Below are 15,104 nucleotides of genomic sequence, written 5' to 3'. Positions count from 1 at the left end.
AAATCAGAATTATCATCGTTTATGACAAAATACACATTCACCGAGAAAAAAGATACACGTTCAGGCTTTGGTGCTGGTATGACCGAATTAGGCAGAACTAACCCTAATGTAGTAACTCTTTGCGCCGACCTTGTTGGCTCTCTGAAAATTGATACTTTTATTAAAGAAAACCCCGAGCGCTTCATTCAATGTGGTATTGCTGAAGCAAACATGATTGGCGTAGCAGCGGGTTTAACTATTGGAGGTAAAATTCCGTTTGCTACAACTTTTGCCAACTTTGGCTCAAGTAGAGTTTATGACCAGATTCGCCAGTCAGTAGCTTACTCAGATAAAAATGTTAAAATTGCCGTTTCGCACGCCGGCCTAACGCTAGGAGAAGATGGTGCTACTCACCAGATTCTGGAAGATTTAGCCATGATGCGCGCCATGCCAAACATGACGGTTATTAATCCTTGTGACTTTAACCAGACCAAAGCTGCTACTATTGCTGCTGCCAACTGGAAAGGCCCTATTTATCTACGCTTTGGACGCCCGGTAGTACCTGTTTTTACTGCTCCTGACCAAAAATTCGAAATTGGCAAAGCATGGATGGTTAATGAAGGTAAAGATGTAAGTATTATTGCAACAGGCCATCTGGTTTGGGAAGCTATTCAGGCTGCTGAAATCCTCGAAGCTCAGGGTATCAGCGCAGAAATAGTGAATATTCATACCATTAAACCTTTAGATGAAAAAGCCATCTTAATGAGTGTTCGTAAAACCAAATGTGTAGTTACCTGCGAAGAACATCAGGCAAACGGTGGCTTGGGCGACGCAGTAGCGCAAACATTGGTTAAGAATTTTCTGGCACCGCAAGAATACGTGGCCGTAAACGATTCGTTTGGCGAATCAGGCACACCAGCACAGTTAATGGAAAAATACGGACTTTCAGCAAAAAATATTGTCGACAAAGCCTTAAAAGCTATTCAAAGAAAACAATAGCAGCCTGAGGTTGTTTAATATTAGTTGAAAGAACACCCATTTATTATATTAAAGCCCAATCCAACCTTTCGTAAGTGTAAGGAAGGTTTTCAGACCTCTCTCGAATTTTTTCAAAAAACGGGAGAGGTTTTGGGAATGGGAAGTTTAGTCATTTTTCAAACTCCCATATAAAATCTCTTACCTGAAAATGCAAATCTCAGACCAAGAGTTAGTTAACTTACTACTAGATCCGGCGAAACGACAAAACGCGTTCGAATTGCTGATAAAAAAATATCAGCAAAAAATTTATTGGCACATCCGTAAAATGGTTATTGACCATGATGATGCCGACGACGTGATACAAGAGACCTTCATTAAAGTATGGCAAGGTTTAAATAATTTCAGAGGCGACGCGCAACTCTATACTTGGATATACCGCATTGCTACCAATGAATCATTAAATTTTCTACAAAAGAAACGCCGTCAGAATCATGTTCCTATCGAAAATGAAGATAGCACAGACCTGCTCAATACCCTCGAAAGCTCTATTTCGCACGGCTATATTTCAGGAGATGAAATACAGGTAAAACTTCAGAAAGCACTTTTACAACTGCCCGATAAGCAACGTCTGGTATTTAATATGAAGTACTATGAAGATATGAAATATGAAGACATTGCCGAAATAACTGGCACTTCGGTAGGTGCTTTGAAAGCATCATACCACTTGGCAGTAAAAAAAATTGAAGAATTTTTAAATAATGAATCATAATTATTTAAACCTTTTAAAAATTCGCTTGTCAAAAAGCAAATAAAGAATTAAACCTATAAAGTCGAAGAAAACAAAAGTACTCGATACAATAATGAAAGAGTCAATAAAAATAACCGAGCTACCTAAAGTGAATATATTCAAAGTGCCAGAAGGGTATTTCGACACCCTAGCTGTGGTCATTCACGAAAAAATCGGTATAACACAGGACCCAGCTATTAACTTTGGCAAAAAACAAAGTTTTCAGGTACCTGAAAATTATTTTGATACTCTTTCTGCCAAAATATTAAATCGAATTGCAGTTACTGAACAAGCACGCATTACACTTGACACACTAGAAAAAGCAAATATTTTTACAGTTCCAGAAGGATATTTTGAGGTTTTAGAAGAACAAATTCAAACCAATATATGGATTGAAAGTTTTGAACGAAAAAATATATTTGAAGTACCTGAAAATTATTTTGAGAAGTTACCCGAAACTATTCTTGAGAAAACGCACGAAAGTAAGGTAATTAAGGTAAACTGGTGGCAAAAAAGCCGCACGTTATGGTCCGCTGCTGCTAGTGTTGTATTATTGGTAGGCTTAGGCTTTGCTATTCCGCAGATGTCTCAGCCATCCGCTGATGCAGCTTTTAATGAAATCAGTCAGGAAGAACTCAATAGCTATTTAGCCACACAAGACTTGAGTTATCTGGAGTATGAGGTATCAGCATCACCCGAAAAACCTCTACCGAAAGAAATTGAAACAAAGATTTTAGATGATTTAAAAATCGATAATAAAGATATTTTAGAGCATTTAGAAAACGAGAATCTGGAAGACATATAAGCTATTTCCAGATACTCACGCTTAAACCAACAGTTATGAAATACATTATAATCCTTTTATTTTTACCTTTTCTTACACTGGCTCAGAATAGCCGCGAAGAAAGGTATGAGAAGATTCAGACAGCTAAAATTGGGTTAATTACCGAAAAACTGGACCTTTCTACTGAGCAGGCCCCTCAGTTCTGGTCTGTCTATAACGAGTATCAAAGTAAAAAATTTGATCTCAGACGAAACATTAAAAGAGCCCTGGACGATGCCAACGCTGCCAGTGCTAATGATGAAAAAATAATTGCAGCACACCGCCAAGTGCTTGGCTATCGAAAAAAAGAAATTGAACTGGAAGAAGAATATATGGCTAAAATTCTGAAAACCATTACTCCTCGCCAATTTGCAGAGCTAAAACGCACCGAACAAAGCTTTAATAAGAAATTACTTGAAAGGTTGCAAAAATAGCCTTAAAGCCATAAAAACAGCCTGTTTTTGTAAAAAGGTCGGGGAAGATAACTTCTCCGACCTTTTTTATAGGCATATTCCTCCAACACGCACAAATTTTAATTAATTTTGTACATATCTTATTCATATCTGAAATATGCAACAAATCAATAAAAGTAACCGTCTCAATAATTTAAGTTATGCTATTCGTGGCCCTGTATTCGACAAAGCACAGCAACTAGAGGCTATGGGCCAGAAAATTCTCAATCTGAATATTGGGAATCCGGCCCCTTTTGGGTTTGATGTTCCTGATGAAATCATCCACGACATGATTATGAATATTCGTAATGCACAAGGGTATTCTCATCATTTAGGCATATTTCCAGCCCGTAAGGCCATTATGCACTATACACAGCAGATTGGTATTCATGGCGTAACTATTGACGATATTTTTATTGGTAACGGAGTAAGCGAGCTTATTGTAATGACTATGCAGGCATTACTCAATGAAGGTGACGAAATACTCCTCCCCTCGCCCGATTATCCTCTCTGGACAACCTCCGTAGCTCTTTCAGGAGGTAAACCTGTGCATTACCTTTGCGATGAGGAATCGGACTGGAATCCTGACCTAGACGATATTCGCCGCAAAATTACACGTAAAACCAAAGGAATAGTTGTTATTAATCCGAATAACCCCACAGGAGCTGTTTATAACAAAGAGGTATTGGAAGGCATCATGAAAATGGCCGCTGAACATAACCTGATTGTGTTTTCAGATGAAATTTATGATAAAATTCTGTATGACGGAAACAAACATATACCAATTGCCAGTTTAAGTGATGATGTGTTTGTGATGACTTATGGCGGTCTATCAAAAAATTATCGGGCAGCTGGTTTCCGTGGCGGCTGGGTGATTTTGAGTGGTGCAGTACAAAAAGCCAAATCTTTTGTTGAAGGCTTCAATTTGTTAGCAAGTATGAGGCTATGCGCCAATGTACCTACCCAATACGCTATTCAGACAGCTTTAGGAGGATACCAAAGCATCGATGATTTAGTAGCATCTGAGGGTCGCTTATGTAAACAACGTGACTTAATCCATTACCGCATAACCGATATTCCGGGTGTTACCTGCGTTAAACCTAAAGGGGCGTTGTATCTGTTCCCAAAAATTGATTTACGTAAGTTCTCATTCAAAGATGATGAACAATTCGTTTTTGATTTATTATCAGAACAAAAAGTTCTGGTTGTATCAGGAACAGGATTTAATTATGTAAAAAATGACCATTTTCGTATTGTTTTTCTGCCATCGATGGAAGAACTCGAAACGGCGTCTAGTCGAATCAGGGCTTTTCTGGAAGGGCATCGTATAAAAGTTGATGAAATGGAACTGGTATAAAATAGTAATTATTTGAAACTTTAAATTTACACTTCATGCAAGCCCAAGTTACTTCAAATATCCTGATGATTCGCCCTGTGAACTTTGCTTTCAACTTACAAACGGCTGAAAGTAATGCTTTTCAGGATACTAATTCGCAGACATTAGACCTTGAGATTACCCAAGAAAATGCCTTGAGGGAGTTCGATACAATGGTAAGCCAGCTAAGGGCCATAGGTGTTAATGTAATAGTTTACGAAGATACACCAAAGCCTTATACCCCTGACAGTATTTTTCCGAACAACTGGGTTTCATTCCATCATAGTGGCAAGGTTTGCCTCTATCCGATGCAAGCCGAAAACCGCCGTTTGGAACGTAGGTCAGATATAATTGAAGAGTTAGGCAAGGATTTTCATGTAGAAACCATCATTGACCTGACGGCTTTTGAAGAAGAAAACAAATTTCTGGAAGGCACCGGAAGCCTTGTGCTTGACCGTATGCACCGGATAGCCTATGCAAGCCTGTCGCCAAGAACTAACGAAGATGTATTGAAGGCTTGGGAAGAAAAAATGAACGGCTACAAAATTGTGAAGTTTACCTCTGTTGATGCTGAAGACAAAGAGATTTACCACACCAATGTGATGATGTGCATTGGAGATACCTTTGCAGTTATTTGTCTGAAAGCTATCAAAGACCTCGATGAGAGATTAATGGTGAAAGAGTCACTGGAAAGTACCGGAAAGAATATAATCGAAATCAGCCTTGAGCAAATGAATAATTTTGCCGGAAATATGCTACTGGTAGAAAATCAGAAAGGTCACCGGATTCTGGTAATGTCAACACGGGCGTACGAATCTCTTACACCAGCCCAACGCAAAGAATTAGAAGAGTTTGCCAATGTTTTACATTTCGACCTGAATATTATTGAAACTTGCGGAGGTGGCTCTGCCAGATGTATGATGGCAGAAGTGCATTTGCCTAACAAGTAATAGTCCAAGCCTAAAAAAAGTACCTTCTGAGCTTTTGAAACGTATCAGAAGGTATTTTTTATTTTCAATTAAAACTAGTTGATAAGTGCTTTAATTACAACCGGCTGGTGGTCAGACGGGTAGCGTTGGTCTTTAGCGTCGGTCAGCACTCCATATTTTAAAACGCTTATTTTTTTATCTACGAAAATATAATCTATTCTGTCTTTCATGGGCGCATCAAATTTAAAAGCATTAAATGTACCTTCAGGGCCGTAAGGGGGCATTATGCTTACCTTTTGGGCATCGTTCAGAAGCGTTTGCATTTCTTTGATTTGCTCGGTGTCTGGGGTTGAGTTAAAGTCGCCAACACATATTGCTGGGGCATCTTTAGCTATTTCCTGTATCTTTTTTACCATTAATTTACCTGATTGACGGCGCGCTTCAACACCCTGATGGTCAAAATGTACGCTAAAGAAATAGAAATCTTTTTTGGTGTTTAGGTCTTTAAACTTAGCCCATGAGCATATACGGTTACAACAGGTAGCATCCCAGCCTTTGCCCGGTTTATCGGGGGTTTCACTCAACCAGAAATCACCTGATTTCAAGACTTTAAACCTATCTTTTCTATAAAAAATAGCCGAATGCTCGCCAGCCTGTTTGCCGTCGTCGCGTCCGCTACCCAAAAAAGCAAATTCTTTAAGTTCGGCTATATCGTTCAGTTGCCCGCGTAGCCCCTCCTGAGTACCGAAGATATCGAACTCATGGTATTGAATCAGGCTTTTTACAAATTCTTTTCTGTTAGGCCAAGCATTGACACCATCGTTAGCGGTATTGTAACGCAGGTTGTAAGTAGCAATGTTAAGGCTTTTGTTTTTCTGCGATAAACCATCAAATGCCATTAGTAAGCACAATAGCAGGCAGATACTAGTTAATTTCATAGATAGAAGGTTTTGTTGTTTAAATAAAACAGGTTGAAGGAGTAATTTCAGTTTGCAAAGTAAAACATTGCTTACCATTTCTTACACAAAACTCTCATTAATTTCCTGCTATTTTTTAAGATAAAAGGGCCGGTAACGCTATTTACCAACCCCCTATCCGATTAACTAACTTATGATATGAACTGTATTTAATTTTTCTTGACAACCAGTTTCAGGGTATCGGCATTTATTCCTGTAAAAATACCTAAACCGTTGGTTATACTTGAAGGTGGCGTACTGAGATTCTGCGTGGTAGTTCCGCTCGACTGGTACAATGCCGAATAATCGGGGTTGATACGGTATAGTATCACGTCGTAGTTACCGAAATATTCAAGGCTCTGCGGCTGAATATTATTATGAGTTCCTAGCAGTGGTTCATTAGTAAACCTGAAACGCATAGTTGGGAAACTCGACCCTGTTGGTGGGATAATAATTTGTTCAGGGCTTGTTTCTGTGTTTTCTACGGCTATAAAATGATAGAGGTTTTCAGGATTACTCCACGATAATTCAATAGGTGTGTTATTGATTCCTCCAAAGCCGCCACCACCCCCTCCTGGAAAACCTCCACTCGACAAATTAACCTGCGTACGTGATATTTCGTGGGTACTTATGGTGAATCCGATAGGTTTTTCAGGTATTTCAGTTTCTGCGCTGATGGTTCTCCCCATGTAATCGAACTCCATTTTATACCTCGACCCTGCCGCTTCAATTAGTTCAGTAGCTTTTGATTCGTAAATACCTTCACCTTTTGCCTGTAACAAAAAAGTTTTTCCGCTACTGCCTGTAATTTTAATGCTAAGGCCATTAATGGGTTCTGAAACACCCTCTGAAGTTTCGGCATAAGGAATCTCCGTAAATACTTTTAAACTGACCGGATGCCCCGGAGCCAGATAAGCTTCTACAATAGGTTTTTCGCCCGGATTCACTACCGTGTTTGTTTCAGTACAACTGAGCAATCCACCCTGAATTAATAATATGAACAAGATATTTCTTATATTTTTCATTGTTTGTGTCTGTTTTATTTAAGTTTCCAGCTCATTGTAACATTAGGCGTAAAACCTAGATAATTGACGTTGGTTGTTTGAAGAATAGTTAAATCGTCGTCTGTAATTACCTGAAATCTCTTATACCATGTGTTGGTACGGTTGTAGAGATTAAACACCGAAAAACCTACGTTAAAGTGCGTACTGAAATTATAAGTAGCTGAAACATCCATCCGATGATAAGCAGGGAAACGATTAGCATTTTTATCAGAAGGATTGGTGAAGTTTCTTACAGTTCCATCGAGCAAAGTAACCTGATAAGCTCCCAGAATAGAAGTATAAGGGCGGCCGCTGGAATAAATCCAAGTGGCGGCAAAATCCCATCTTTTATATTTGTAAGAAGCAACAAGTTTGAACTGATGCCTCACGTCTTGGTCTGAATAATAAGGTTTATCAGAAAATGCGGCAATGTAACGTTTAGCTTCTGCCAATGTATAGCCAATCCAACCGTTAAAGTCTCCGAATTTACGTTGCACAAGAATATCTACTCCCCTGATAGTTTCATCTCCATTAAAGAAAGTTTCACTAGCCGCCAGCATACGGCCTAATTGCGGCACAAAACGGAGCGTATATTCAGTAATATCGGTGCTTTTTTTCTGATAAAACTCTACATCAAACAAATAATCAGGCGTTTCGTAGCTTCCACCCAGAATCAAGTGGTTTGACCTTGTTACAGGCAATGACGAAGAGTTTGACAATACCCAGAAGTTCCTGTTTCCTTGCGTTATATCTTCGCGGTTAATTTGTTTTACAAACTGATAATAAACACCAGCAGCTCCTTTGAGTTTCAGGCGCGGAGTAAGATTGAAATTAGCTGAAAATCTTGGTTCAAAATAGGTCTTGTGGGTAACATCAAAATAGGTCATCCGAATACCCGGATTAATATGCAGTCTGGTATCGAATAGCTTTATCTGGTCCTGAACATACGCAGTATAAGTGCTTCCGGTATCGTTTCTATCCAATACAGTAATGGTGTCGTTCTGGCTGTAAGTATATTTAATATTATTACGTGTTGCCTGCAAACCAAAATCTACCTGATTATTGGTAACGGGTTTCCATTCAAAGTCTACTTTTGCTGTAATATCTGACAGGTTATTGTCTTCCAGTTGCCCTACTTTTACATCTCTTCCTACGCTGTCACGCGTGATTGTCATTAGACGGCTGTTATCTCTATTGCTATAATAATTTGAATAACTTATGAGCGCATTACTATAAAATTTTTCACTCCATTGCCTTGACCATTTCAGACTTCCGCCCAGATTTCCCCAAACAGAAACATCATTGTTTGATGTATTAAAGCCCCTGCCCCCTCCGAAACCGCCGCCCGGAGGGCCAAAGCCGCTCAGGCTGGAGCTACTCGAGTTATCCATGTTATCAGTACCATTGTAAAGGCTCAGCGACAAAATATCTGTTTTAGTAGGTCGGTAAGTGAGTTTCGAGTTTAAATCATAAAAATAAGAACTAGCCACCTGCGCCTGCCCGAACGAGCCGAACGGATTACGGCCATTACCACCGGGTAAAGCACTTGCCTGTTGGTTCTGACTGGTGTTTTCGGTCGTAAAACGCTCAAATAATTTTTTGTAAAGGGGGCCTTTCCATGAACGGCGCGCTGCCGCCAGAAAAGTGAATTTTTCGCCAATTGGGGTTTCTATATACGCATTTGTACTTAACAGACTTACATCGGCTCCTGCATTAAATTCTTTTTTATTACCTTCTTTACCAGTTATTTCGGCAACGGCCGAAATTCGCCCTCCAAACTTGGCATCAAAACCGCCTTTATAAAGCTGAATATCTTTAATAGCATTATAATTGAAGGCCGAAAAGAACCCAAAAAGATGGTCGACATGATAAACCGTAAAGCCATCATACAAAACCAATGTCTGGTCTGGAGTACCGCCTCGTACATATAAACCTGACGACGACTCGTTTGAGGCACTTACACCGGGCATTAGCTGAAAAGCCCTGAAAGGGTCTCTCTCTCCTACATTGGGTAGTCTGGCTATGTTACGAGGGGTCATTTTAATCATACCAACTACTTCGTTTGCTTTCAACACCTCTGTTTTTTTCTCAGTAACGCTTACTTCTTCTAAAACGCCTGTGGCGGGGTCTATCTCAATTTTAAGGTCATCCAGATTTAGCTTTGGATTCAAATGAAACGTGCGGGTGACGAAACCAACATAGCTCACTTCGAGTGTTGTGGTATCAGATGGCACCTTTAATAAAGTAAAGTATCCGTCAACGTTAGTTTGGCTACCTTGTTTAGTATTTTTAATCATAACCGTAGCAAAAGGCAGGTTTTCGCCACTGGTTGCATCAACCACTTTTCCGGTTAGTGTAAAATCAGTTTTTGTAGGCTGCCCCTGAAATTTCACATCGGCTAGGGTTTCAATTTTCTTATTCTTGCCAATGATATGAATAATATCATTTTCATCTAAATAAAATTTCAGAGGTATTTTCTTGAAAATAGCCTTTAACCCGTCCTGAAAAGTTTCATTTGTAAACCAGTAGGTAATGTTGTAGGGCTTTAGCTCGTCTTTGTCATAAATTAATTTGACAGGATATTTTTTTTCGATTTCTGCCAATACATTAACAAGCGGAATATTATTAAAGAATTCATCTTTAATGAGTGGATTGTTAACCGTAGATTTTTTAGAAGTCTGGGCATAGGTTTCTCCCATGAGTGTAATCCAGGAGAGAATAAATGAAAAGTAAAGGATTTTTTTTCTCATACGAGCATCATGATTAGTTTACCGTCAATGACGCATCGGCTCAGTTTTGAGATGTCTGCCTATCTGAGAGTGTAGAAGATAGATTGTTTTGTGTAGATATGTATTATGAATGCTGGTTTATTTTTGCTGATATTTCTCTTGAAAAACCTCAAGGAAACGCTTTCCTATCGGAATTTCGAGTTTATCGACCAGAAGTTTGGTTTTCTGAAAAGCACTGATTTTATCTAATGCCACTATATATGACTGATGCACCCGACAAAATTGCTGTGCAGGCAGTTTGCTTTCAATCGTTTTAAGATTTAAGCGTGTCAGAATTGGCTTATGGCTACCCGTTACAAATATTTTCACGTAATCTTTTAGCCCTTCTATATAAATAACTTCATCAAAAAATATTTTTATCTGCTTGTATTCTGCATGAACAAAAAAGAAGGGCCGTTCTTTCGGCAATTCTTTAAGTGCATCTTTCATTTTGAGCAAATGTAACTCAAAGGCTTTATTGGCTGCTCTTAAAAATCGTTCAAAGGGTACAGGTTTTAACAGATAATCAATCACGCTTAAATCGTAGCCTTCAAGGGCGTATTGCTCATAAGCTGTTGTAAAAATAACCATTGGTGGTACAGCCAGATTCCGCAGAAACTGTATACCCGTAAGTGTAGGCATCTGAATATCCAGAAAAATTAAATCAACCTCCGTTTCATTCAAAAATATTGTGGCATCCAGTGCATTTGAAAAAACACCAATCAGTTCTAAAAAAGGAATTTTCCGAATGTCGTCGGCAATAATTTCCAGTGCAAAAGGCTCGTCATCAATAGCAATACAACTTATTTTTGCTCTATTTTTTGGTCTCTGCATCATTCAGAATAATAGTTAAATCGATACTAAAATATCCGCCTATATTAGAAATATTTAACTCATGTGTATCAGGGTAATGTAATAACAAACGTTTTTCAACATTCTGAATACCGATACCTGAGTTTTCGGACTGGTCAGGAAAATTATTGTCAAAAACAGGATTCTTCACAAAGAAATTCAGTTTTTTACCTTCTACCTTCAAGCTGATTTCAATCTTGCTTTCTTGCTGGCTATGCAAACCATATTTAAAGGCATTCTCAACAAACGGAATAAACAACAACGGCTCTATACTTAACTGCTCTATGGCTCCGGTATAAGTAAAGTTAACAGTATTTTTTTCGGTCAGTCGCATTTTTTGCAATTCGATATAATTCTGCAAATAATTAATTTCCTGCTCAAGCAGTACTTTATCGTGTTTGGCCTGATAAATCATATATCGAAGCAGTTGCGAAAGTTTAACGACCGAATCTTCGGTCATATCGGACTTTTGTCGGGCTAACCATCTTATGTTATTGAGCGTATTAAATAAAAAATGGGGGCTAATCTGTAATTTCAGCACGGCAAGCTCGGCGGCAGTTTTTTCTAATGCTATTTGTTGTCTTTCTTCTTTATGCACGCTTCGTTCTTTGATAAGTGCCAGTAGCGAGCTAGCAAGTATCACTAATGAAAAAGAAATGATAGTTCGGAAAAAGAAAGGAAATGGCATGAACGTGGGCCTATTCCTGAAGTTTGATAAATCAGGGGGCGGGAACCGCTGCAAAATCGGTTTCCTGAAAGTTTCAAAAGTAAACTTGTTTAGAAATAGCATAACCAGAAATATCGCCAGCAGGTATAACACAAACGCCGCAGTATTTTTCTTTATAAAGAGGTTGGGAGTCAGAAATGCCAGATTAAAATAAAAAACGGCAATCAACATGATGTCGTTGATAAGCTGAGACAACAGAAATGATGGGAAATTGGGTTGACGGAAAAAGTTCAGATGCCCATTCGGAGATGTTAGAAAAGGCATGATAATGAAAATTATCCAGCCAATAATATGTAACCAAACAGAATAACGTTTTAGAAAATTCATTGATTAATATCCATAGTTATGTTGTAAAGAAACTACAAACCCACATAGTTTGGCACTTATTAAAGCATAAAAGTTAATGTCTGTATATAATTTTGCTATTTGTGTAGATAAAGAACAGAAGTGTGTTATATTAATTTTTCTTTTCGGTTATGTTACCCTTTCGGCAAGTTTTGCGTCTTTGCTGTTATAAAACAATTCTGTAATGGTTTAGCCCTGCTATATTTTTACAAATACGGATTGCTGATTGAATTACACAAACATTAAAACATGAAAAAACACCTTTTAATTCTGCTCATTTTTATACCTGTTACAGTGTTTTCGCAAGAGCAAAACATTAATCTCTGGACCAGAGTGAATGTAACTAAAAAAATCACCAAAAAGATTTCCTTAGAATTGGACGGCCAATGGAGGCTCAATAATAACCTCACTACAACAGGTGCTTATGTTGCCGAACTAGGAGCTGGCTACAAATTAAATAAGCATTGGGAAGTAAGTGCTTTCTATCGTTTCATTAGCCGCCGAAAATATGATAAAAGCGAAGGTGAGTATGTATACAAACCTTATCACCGTTTTTATGCCAATGTTTCTTATAACCGCAAAATAGGTTTTCTGAAATTTGATTATCGTTTACGTTATCAGAATCAGTTTAAGGACGATAACGGCTTACTTGAAAATGATAAGAGCTATTTGAGAAACAAACTGGAAATAGCCTACCCAAATAAAAGCCGCTTTACACCTGCGGTATCGGCCGACCTTTTTTACAGAATTGGTGAAGCCTTTGATGAACTGAGATACAGAGCAGAAGTTGACTACAAAATTAATAAACGAAATATTATTACCATTGGGGGGTTCGTTTCTCATGAGTTTAACAATACCAAGCTTGACGATTTCACATTGCTGGTTTCTTATAAATTGAAATTATAAAGTTATCTACAAACAATAGCTTTTATAATTGCAAACAAAGTAAGGAGTTTACACAATAAAAGTTAGAGAAAATTCGCTATTATAGAATAGTGTTTATCGAAATAGCTTAGGGATTGAAGCAAATATTTTATACTGCTTTCTTGCAACATTTATAGTTATATTATCCAAAAAAATCTGGGTATTTACCTATAAAATTAAGTAATTGTCTCCTGAATATTAATTTTAATGTTTTTTTTCAAAAAAGTTTGCGAGTCTGAGCCGTATAATTTATTTTCGCAAATAGTTGACTATCAACAACTTATCTGTCCCTAAAACTAACCCCTAAAAAGATACAAATAATGGAATTCCGTACTGAAATTGAAATGAGTCCTGCTCATTTCCGCATCGGCACTGACTCCAGAATAATGACTGTCGGCTCTTGTTTTTCCGAAGTCATTGGAAGTCAGTTAGCTGAAAATAAGATACAATGCTTATGCAATCCTTACGGGACTGTGTTTAACCCCTCCTCAATTTTCAAATTGATTAGTAACAGTTTGCAAAGCCAACCGGTTTATAAACACCTGATGGTCGAAAACTCAGGTATATGGCAACATTATGATTATCATTCAAAATTCTATGCTGATTCGAGAGAGGAACTGGAGGCATTGTTGAATCCTGTTAATAAAAAAGCACAGCAATTTCTACGAAAAGCAAATTTCCTGATTATCACTTTTGGTACTGCTATTGTACACCAACTGAAAGAAAACAGCCAGATTGTTGCCAACTGCCACAAAGCCCCATCGACTAATTTTAAAAAAGAGATTCTTAGCGTAAAAGATATTATTCTGCGTTTTCGTTCGATGTACGAACAGCTAAAAATGCACAATAACAAAATAAAGATTTTATTGACTGTAAGTCCGGTAAGGCACACGCGTGAAACCCTACAACTTAACTCAGTCAGTAAAAGTATCCTCCGAACCGCCTGTTATCATATTGAGCAGGATTTTAGCGACGTACATTATTTTCCTAGTTTTGAAATCATGATGGATGATTTACGTGATTATCGTTTTTATAAGTCCGATATGATTCATCCGAATGAGCAGGCTGAAAAATATATTTTTGAGAAATTCTCAGAAACCTATTTTACCGACGACCTGAATAATTTTCTGAGAGAATGGCATAAAGTAAAAATGTCGTTAAATCATAAACCAATACAAACAAACACGCCGTCACATCAGAAATTTCTGGCAGATTTATTAGAAAAACTCAATGGCTTTAGCGATAGAATTGATGTGTCGAGCGAAAAAGCAAAAGTACTATCACAATTAGAGGCTGCTTAATTTTACCTAAAAAAATATCAGAACTGGCACAACCTTGCTTACCTTTGCAAATAGTTGTGTCAGTTTTGGTATTAATCTATTCTAAGTACTGGTTATGCAAGAGAATCTTTCCAGAAAATCTACTTTTTTGGACGCTCAATGGCGTAAACTTCTCATGGCTAATTATGAGGTTTCACCCGAAATTTTAAAAAAGTATTTGCCTTACAAAACAGAATTAGACTTCTGGAATAATCGCTGCTATGTGAGTCTGGTTGGCTTTTTGTTTATAGAAACCAAAGTATTGGGTATCAAATTTCCATTCCATACCAATTTTGAAGAAGTAAACCTTCGTTTTTATGTGCGTTATCATGATAATGGTATCTGGAAGCGAGGTGTGGTATTTATCAAGGAAATTGTTCCGAAATATATGATTACACTAGTAGCCAACACTGTTTATAACGAAAACTATGCTACACACCCCTGCAAGCATGAAATTTCTGAAAGTGAATCAGAAATTGCTGTAAAGTATTACTGGAAATCTGGAAGTGGCTGGAATTACTTACAAGCTAAAGCCAATAACCAGTGCCAAGCGATGGTGTCAGGTAGTGAAGAGGAGTTTATTACTGAACATTATTGGGGTTATGCCAAATATGCTGACACAAAAACAAACGAATATGAAGTAAAGCACCCTCGGTGGGATGTTTACCCCGTTAAAGATTATCAGATACAGTGTAATTTTGGTGAACTTTATGGGCAGGATTTCGCTTTTTTAAAAGAGGCTGCGCCTACATCTGTTCTATTGGCCGAAGGCTCCGAAATATCTGTTCTGAGAGGCAAAACAATAAACTAAAAATATACATTCCTTGTTGTTTTTAAAGTACGACAA

At 37.9% G+C, this 15,104-nt stretch carries 14 protein-coding genes; 9 read left to right on the top strand and 5 right to left on the bottom strand.

Annotated elements, in window-relative coordinates; all coding sequences use genetic code 11:
• Positions 1-21 precede the first annotated feature (21 nt).
• The 6 genes from WAA15_RS01230 to ctlX all read left to right on the top strand — a co-directional run bounded on the left by WAA15_RS01230 (position 22) and on the right by ctlX (position 5,344).
• The gene (locus tag WAA15_RS01230) at positions 22-978 is read left to right on the top strand and encodes a transketolase family protein (protein WP_337040536.1); all 957 of its coding nucleotides are present in this window, start codon (positions 22-24) and stop codon (positions 976-978) included.
• A 193-nt stretch (positions 979-1,171) separates the two neighbouring features.
• Positions 1,172-1,726, top strand: coding sequence for an RNA polymerase sigma factor (locus tag WAA15_RS01225; protein ID WP_337041305.1), 555 nt, complete (start codon positions 1,172-1,174; stop codon positions 1,724-1,726).
• Positions 1,727-1,817: 91 nt separating this feature from the next.
• Positions 1,818-2,549, top strand: a complete 732-nt coding sequence (locus WAA15_RS01220) for a hypothetical protein (RefSeq protein ID WP_337040534.1) — start codon at positions 1,818-1,820, stop codon at positions 2,547-2,549.
• A 35-nt stretch (positions 2,550-2,584) separates the two neighbouring features.
• Positions 2,585-3,001, top strand: a complete 417-nt coding sequence (locus tag WAA15_RS01215; RefSeq protein ID WP_337040533.1) for a hypothetical protein — start codon at positions 2,585-2,587, stop codon at positions 2,999-3,001.
• 136 nt (positions 3,002-3,137) lie between these two features.
• Positions 3,138-4,376 carry a pyridoxal phosphate-dependent aminotransferase gene (locus WAA15_RS01210; protein WP_337040532.1) on the top strand — a complete coding sequence of 413 codons (1,239 nt, stop codon included), beginning with the start codon at positions 3,138-3,140 and terminating at the stop codon, positions 4,374-4,376.
• Positions 4,377-4,411: 35 nt separating this feature from the next.
• Positions 4,412-5,344 carry a citrulline utilization hydrolase CtlX gene (ctlX, locus tag WAA15_RS01205; protein WP_337040531.1) on the top strand — a complete coding sequence of 311 codons (933 nt, stop codon included), beginning with the start codon at positions 4,412-4,414 and terminating at the stop codon, positions 5,342-5,344.
• Positions 5,345-5,418: 74 nt separating this feature from the next.
• Here the strand turns inward: ctlX and WAA15_RS01200 are convergent, their stop codons facing one another.
• From WAA15_RS01200 to WAA15_RS01180, 5 genes are all read right to left on the bottom strand, one after another.
• Entirely contained in the window at positions 5,419-6,261 is an 843-nt protein-coding gene (locus WAA15_RS01200; RefSeq protein ID WP_337040530.1) for an endonuclease/exonuclease/phosphatase family protein, read from the bottom strand.
• A gap of 188 nt (positions 6,262-6,449) precedes the next feature.
• Positions 6,450-7,304, bottom strand: coding sequence for a DUF4249 family protein (locus WAA15_RS01195; RefSeq protein ID WP_337040529.1), 855 nt, complete (start codon positions 7,302-7,304; stop codon positions 6,450-6,452).
• A 14-nt stretch (positions 7,305-7,318) separates the two neighbouring features.
• A complete protein-coding gene (locus WAA15_RS01190; RefSeq protein WP_337040528.1) occupies positions 7,319-10,072 on the bottom strand; it encodes a TonB-dependent receptor domain-containing protein in 2,754 nt (917 codons plus the stop codon).
• Between the two features lie 117 nt (positions 10,073-10,189).
• On the bottom strand, positions 10,190-10,927 hold the full coding sequence (locus WAA15_RS01185; protein ID WP_337040527.1) for a LytR/AlgR family response regulator transcription factor: 738 nt from the start codon (positions 10,925-10,927) through the stop codon (positions 10,190-10,192).
• The gene (locus tag WAA15_RS01180) at positions 10,905-11,933 is read right to left on the bottom strand and encodes a sensor histidine kinase (protein WP_337040526.1); all 1,029 of its coding nucleotides are present in this window, start codon (positions 11,931-11,933) and stop codon (positions 10,905-10,907) included. Before WAA15_RS01180 ends, WAA15_RS01185 begins: the two co-directional genes overlap by 23 nt.
• 330 nt (positions 11,934-12,263) lie before the next feature.
• Here WAA15_RS01180 and WAA15_RS01175 point away from each other — a divergent pair, with 330 nt between their 5' ends.
• From WAA15_RS01175 to WAA15_RS01165, 3 genes are all read left to right on the top strand, one after another.
• The gene (locus tag WAA15_RS01175; protein ID WP_337040525.1) at positions 12,264-12,920 is read left to right on the top strand and encodes a DUF2490 domain-containing protein; all 657 of its coding nucleotides are present in this window, start codon (positions 12,264-12,266) and stop codon (positions 12,918-12,920) included.
• Between the two features lie 338 nt (positions 12,921-13,258).
• Entirely contained in the window at positions 13,259-14,239 is a 981-nt protein-coding gene (locus WAA15_RS01170; protein WP_337040524.1) for a GSCFA domain-containing protein, read from the top strand.
• A 94-nt stretch (positions 14,240-14,333) separates the two neighbouring features.
• The gene (locus WAA15_RS01165) at positions 14,334-15,068 is read left to right on the top strand and encodes a YqjF family protein (protein ID WP_337040523.1); all 735 of its coding nucleotides are present in this window, start codon (positions 14,334-14,336) and stop codon (positions 15,066-15,068) included.
• Positions 15,069-15,104: the final 36 nt, after the last annotated feature.

Origin of the sequence: Emticicia sp. 17c, from assembly GCF_037153985.1 — a bacterium.
Classification (GTDB): Bacteria; Bacteroidota; Bacteroidia; order Cytophagales; family Spirosomataceae; genus Emticicia.
Note: the sequence above shows the minus strand (reverse complement) of the source record. Positions and strands in the feature narration are given on the sequence as shown.

Excerpts from the sequence above, each read along its gene's own strand:
- WAA15_RS01230 (WP_337040536.1), top strand. The coding sequence starts at position 22 with ATGACAAAATACACATTCACCGAGAAAAAAGATACACGTTCAGGCTTT.
- WAA15_RS01220 (WP_337040534.1), top strand. The coding sequence starts at position 1,818 with ATGAAAGAGTCAATAAAAATAACCGAGCTACCTAAAGTGAATATATTC.
- WAA15_RS01215 (WP_337040533.1), top strand. The coding sequence starts at position 2,585 with ATGAAATACATTATAATCCTTTTATTTTTACCTTTTCTTACACTGGCT.
- WAA15_RS01210 (WP_337040532.1), top strand. The coding sequence starts at position 3,138 with ATGCAACAAATCAATAAAAGTAACCGTCTCAATAATTTAAGTTATGCT.
- ctlX (WP_337040531.1), top strand. The coding sequence starts at position 4,412 with ATGCAAGCCCAAGTTACTTCAAATATCCTGATGATTCGCCCTGTGAAC.
- WAA15_RS01200 (WP_337040530.1), bottom strand. The coding sequence starts at position 6,261 with ATGAAATTAACTAGTATCTGCCTGCTATTGTGCTTACTAATGGCATTT.
- WAA15_RS01195 (WP_337040529.1), bottom strand. The coding sequence starts at position 7,304 with ATGAAAAATATAAGAAATATCTTGTTCATATTATTAATTCAGGGTGGA.
- WAA15_RS01190 (WP_337040528.1), bottom strand. The coding sequence starts at position 10,072 with ATGAGAAAAAAAATCCTTTACTTTTCATTTATTCTCTCCTGGATTACA.
- WAA15_RS01185 (WP_337040527.1), bottom strand. The coding sequence starts at position 10,927 with ATGATGCAGAGACCAAAAAATAGAGCAAAAATAAGTTGTATTGCTATT.
- WAA15_RS01180 (WP_337040526.1), bottom strand. The coding sequence starts at position 11,933 with ATGCCTTTTCTAACATCTCCGAATGGGCATCTGAACTTTTTCCGTCAA.
- WAA15_RS01175 (WP_337040525.1), top strand. The coding sequence starts at position 12,264 with ATGAAAAAACACCTTTTAATTCTGCTCATTTTTATACCTGTTACAGTG.
- WAA15_RS01170 (WP_337040524.1), top strand. The coding sequence starts at position 13,259 with ATGGAATTCCGTACTGAAATTGAAATGAGTCCTGCTCATTTCCGCATC.
- WAA15_RS01165 (WP_337040523.1), top strand. The coding sequence starts at position 14,334 with ATGCAAGAGAATCTTTCCAGAAAATCTACTTTTTTGGACGCTCAATGG.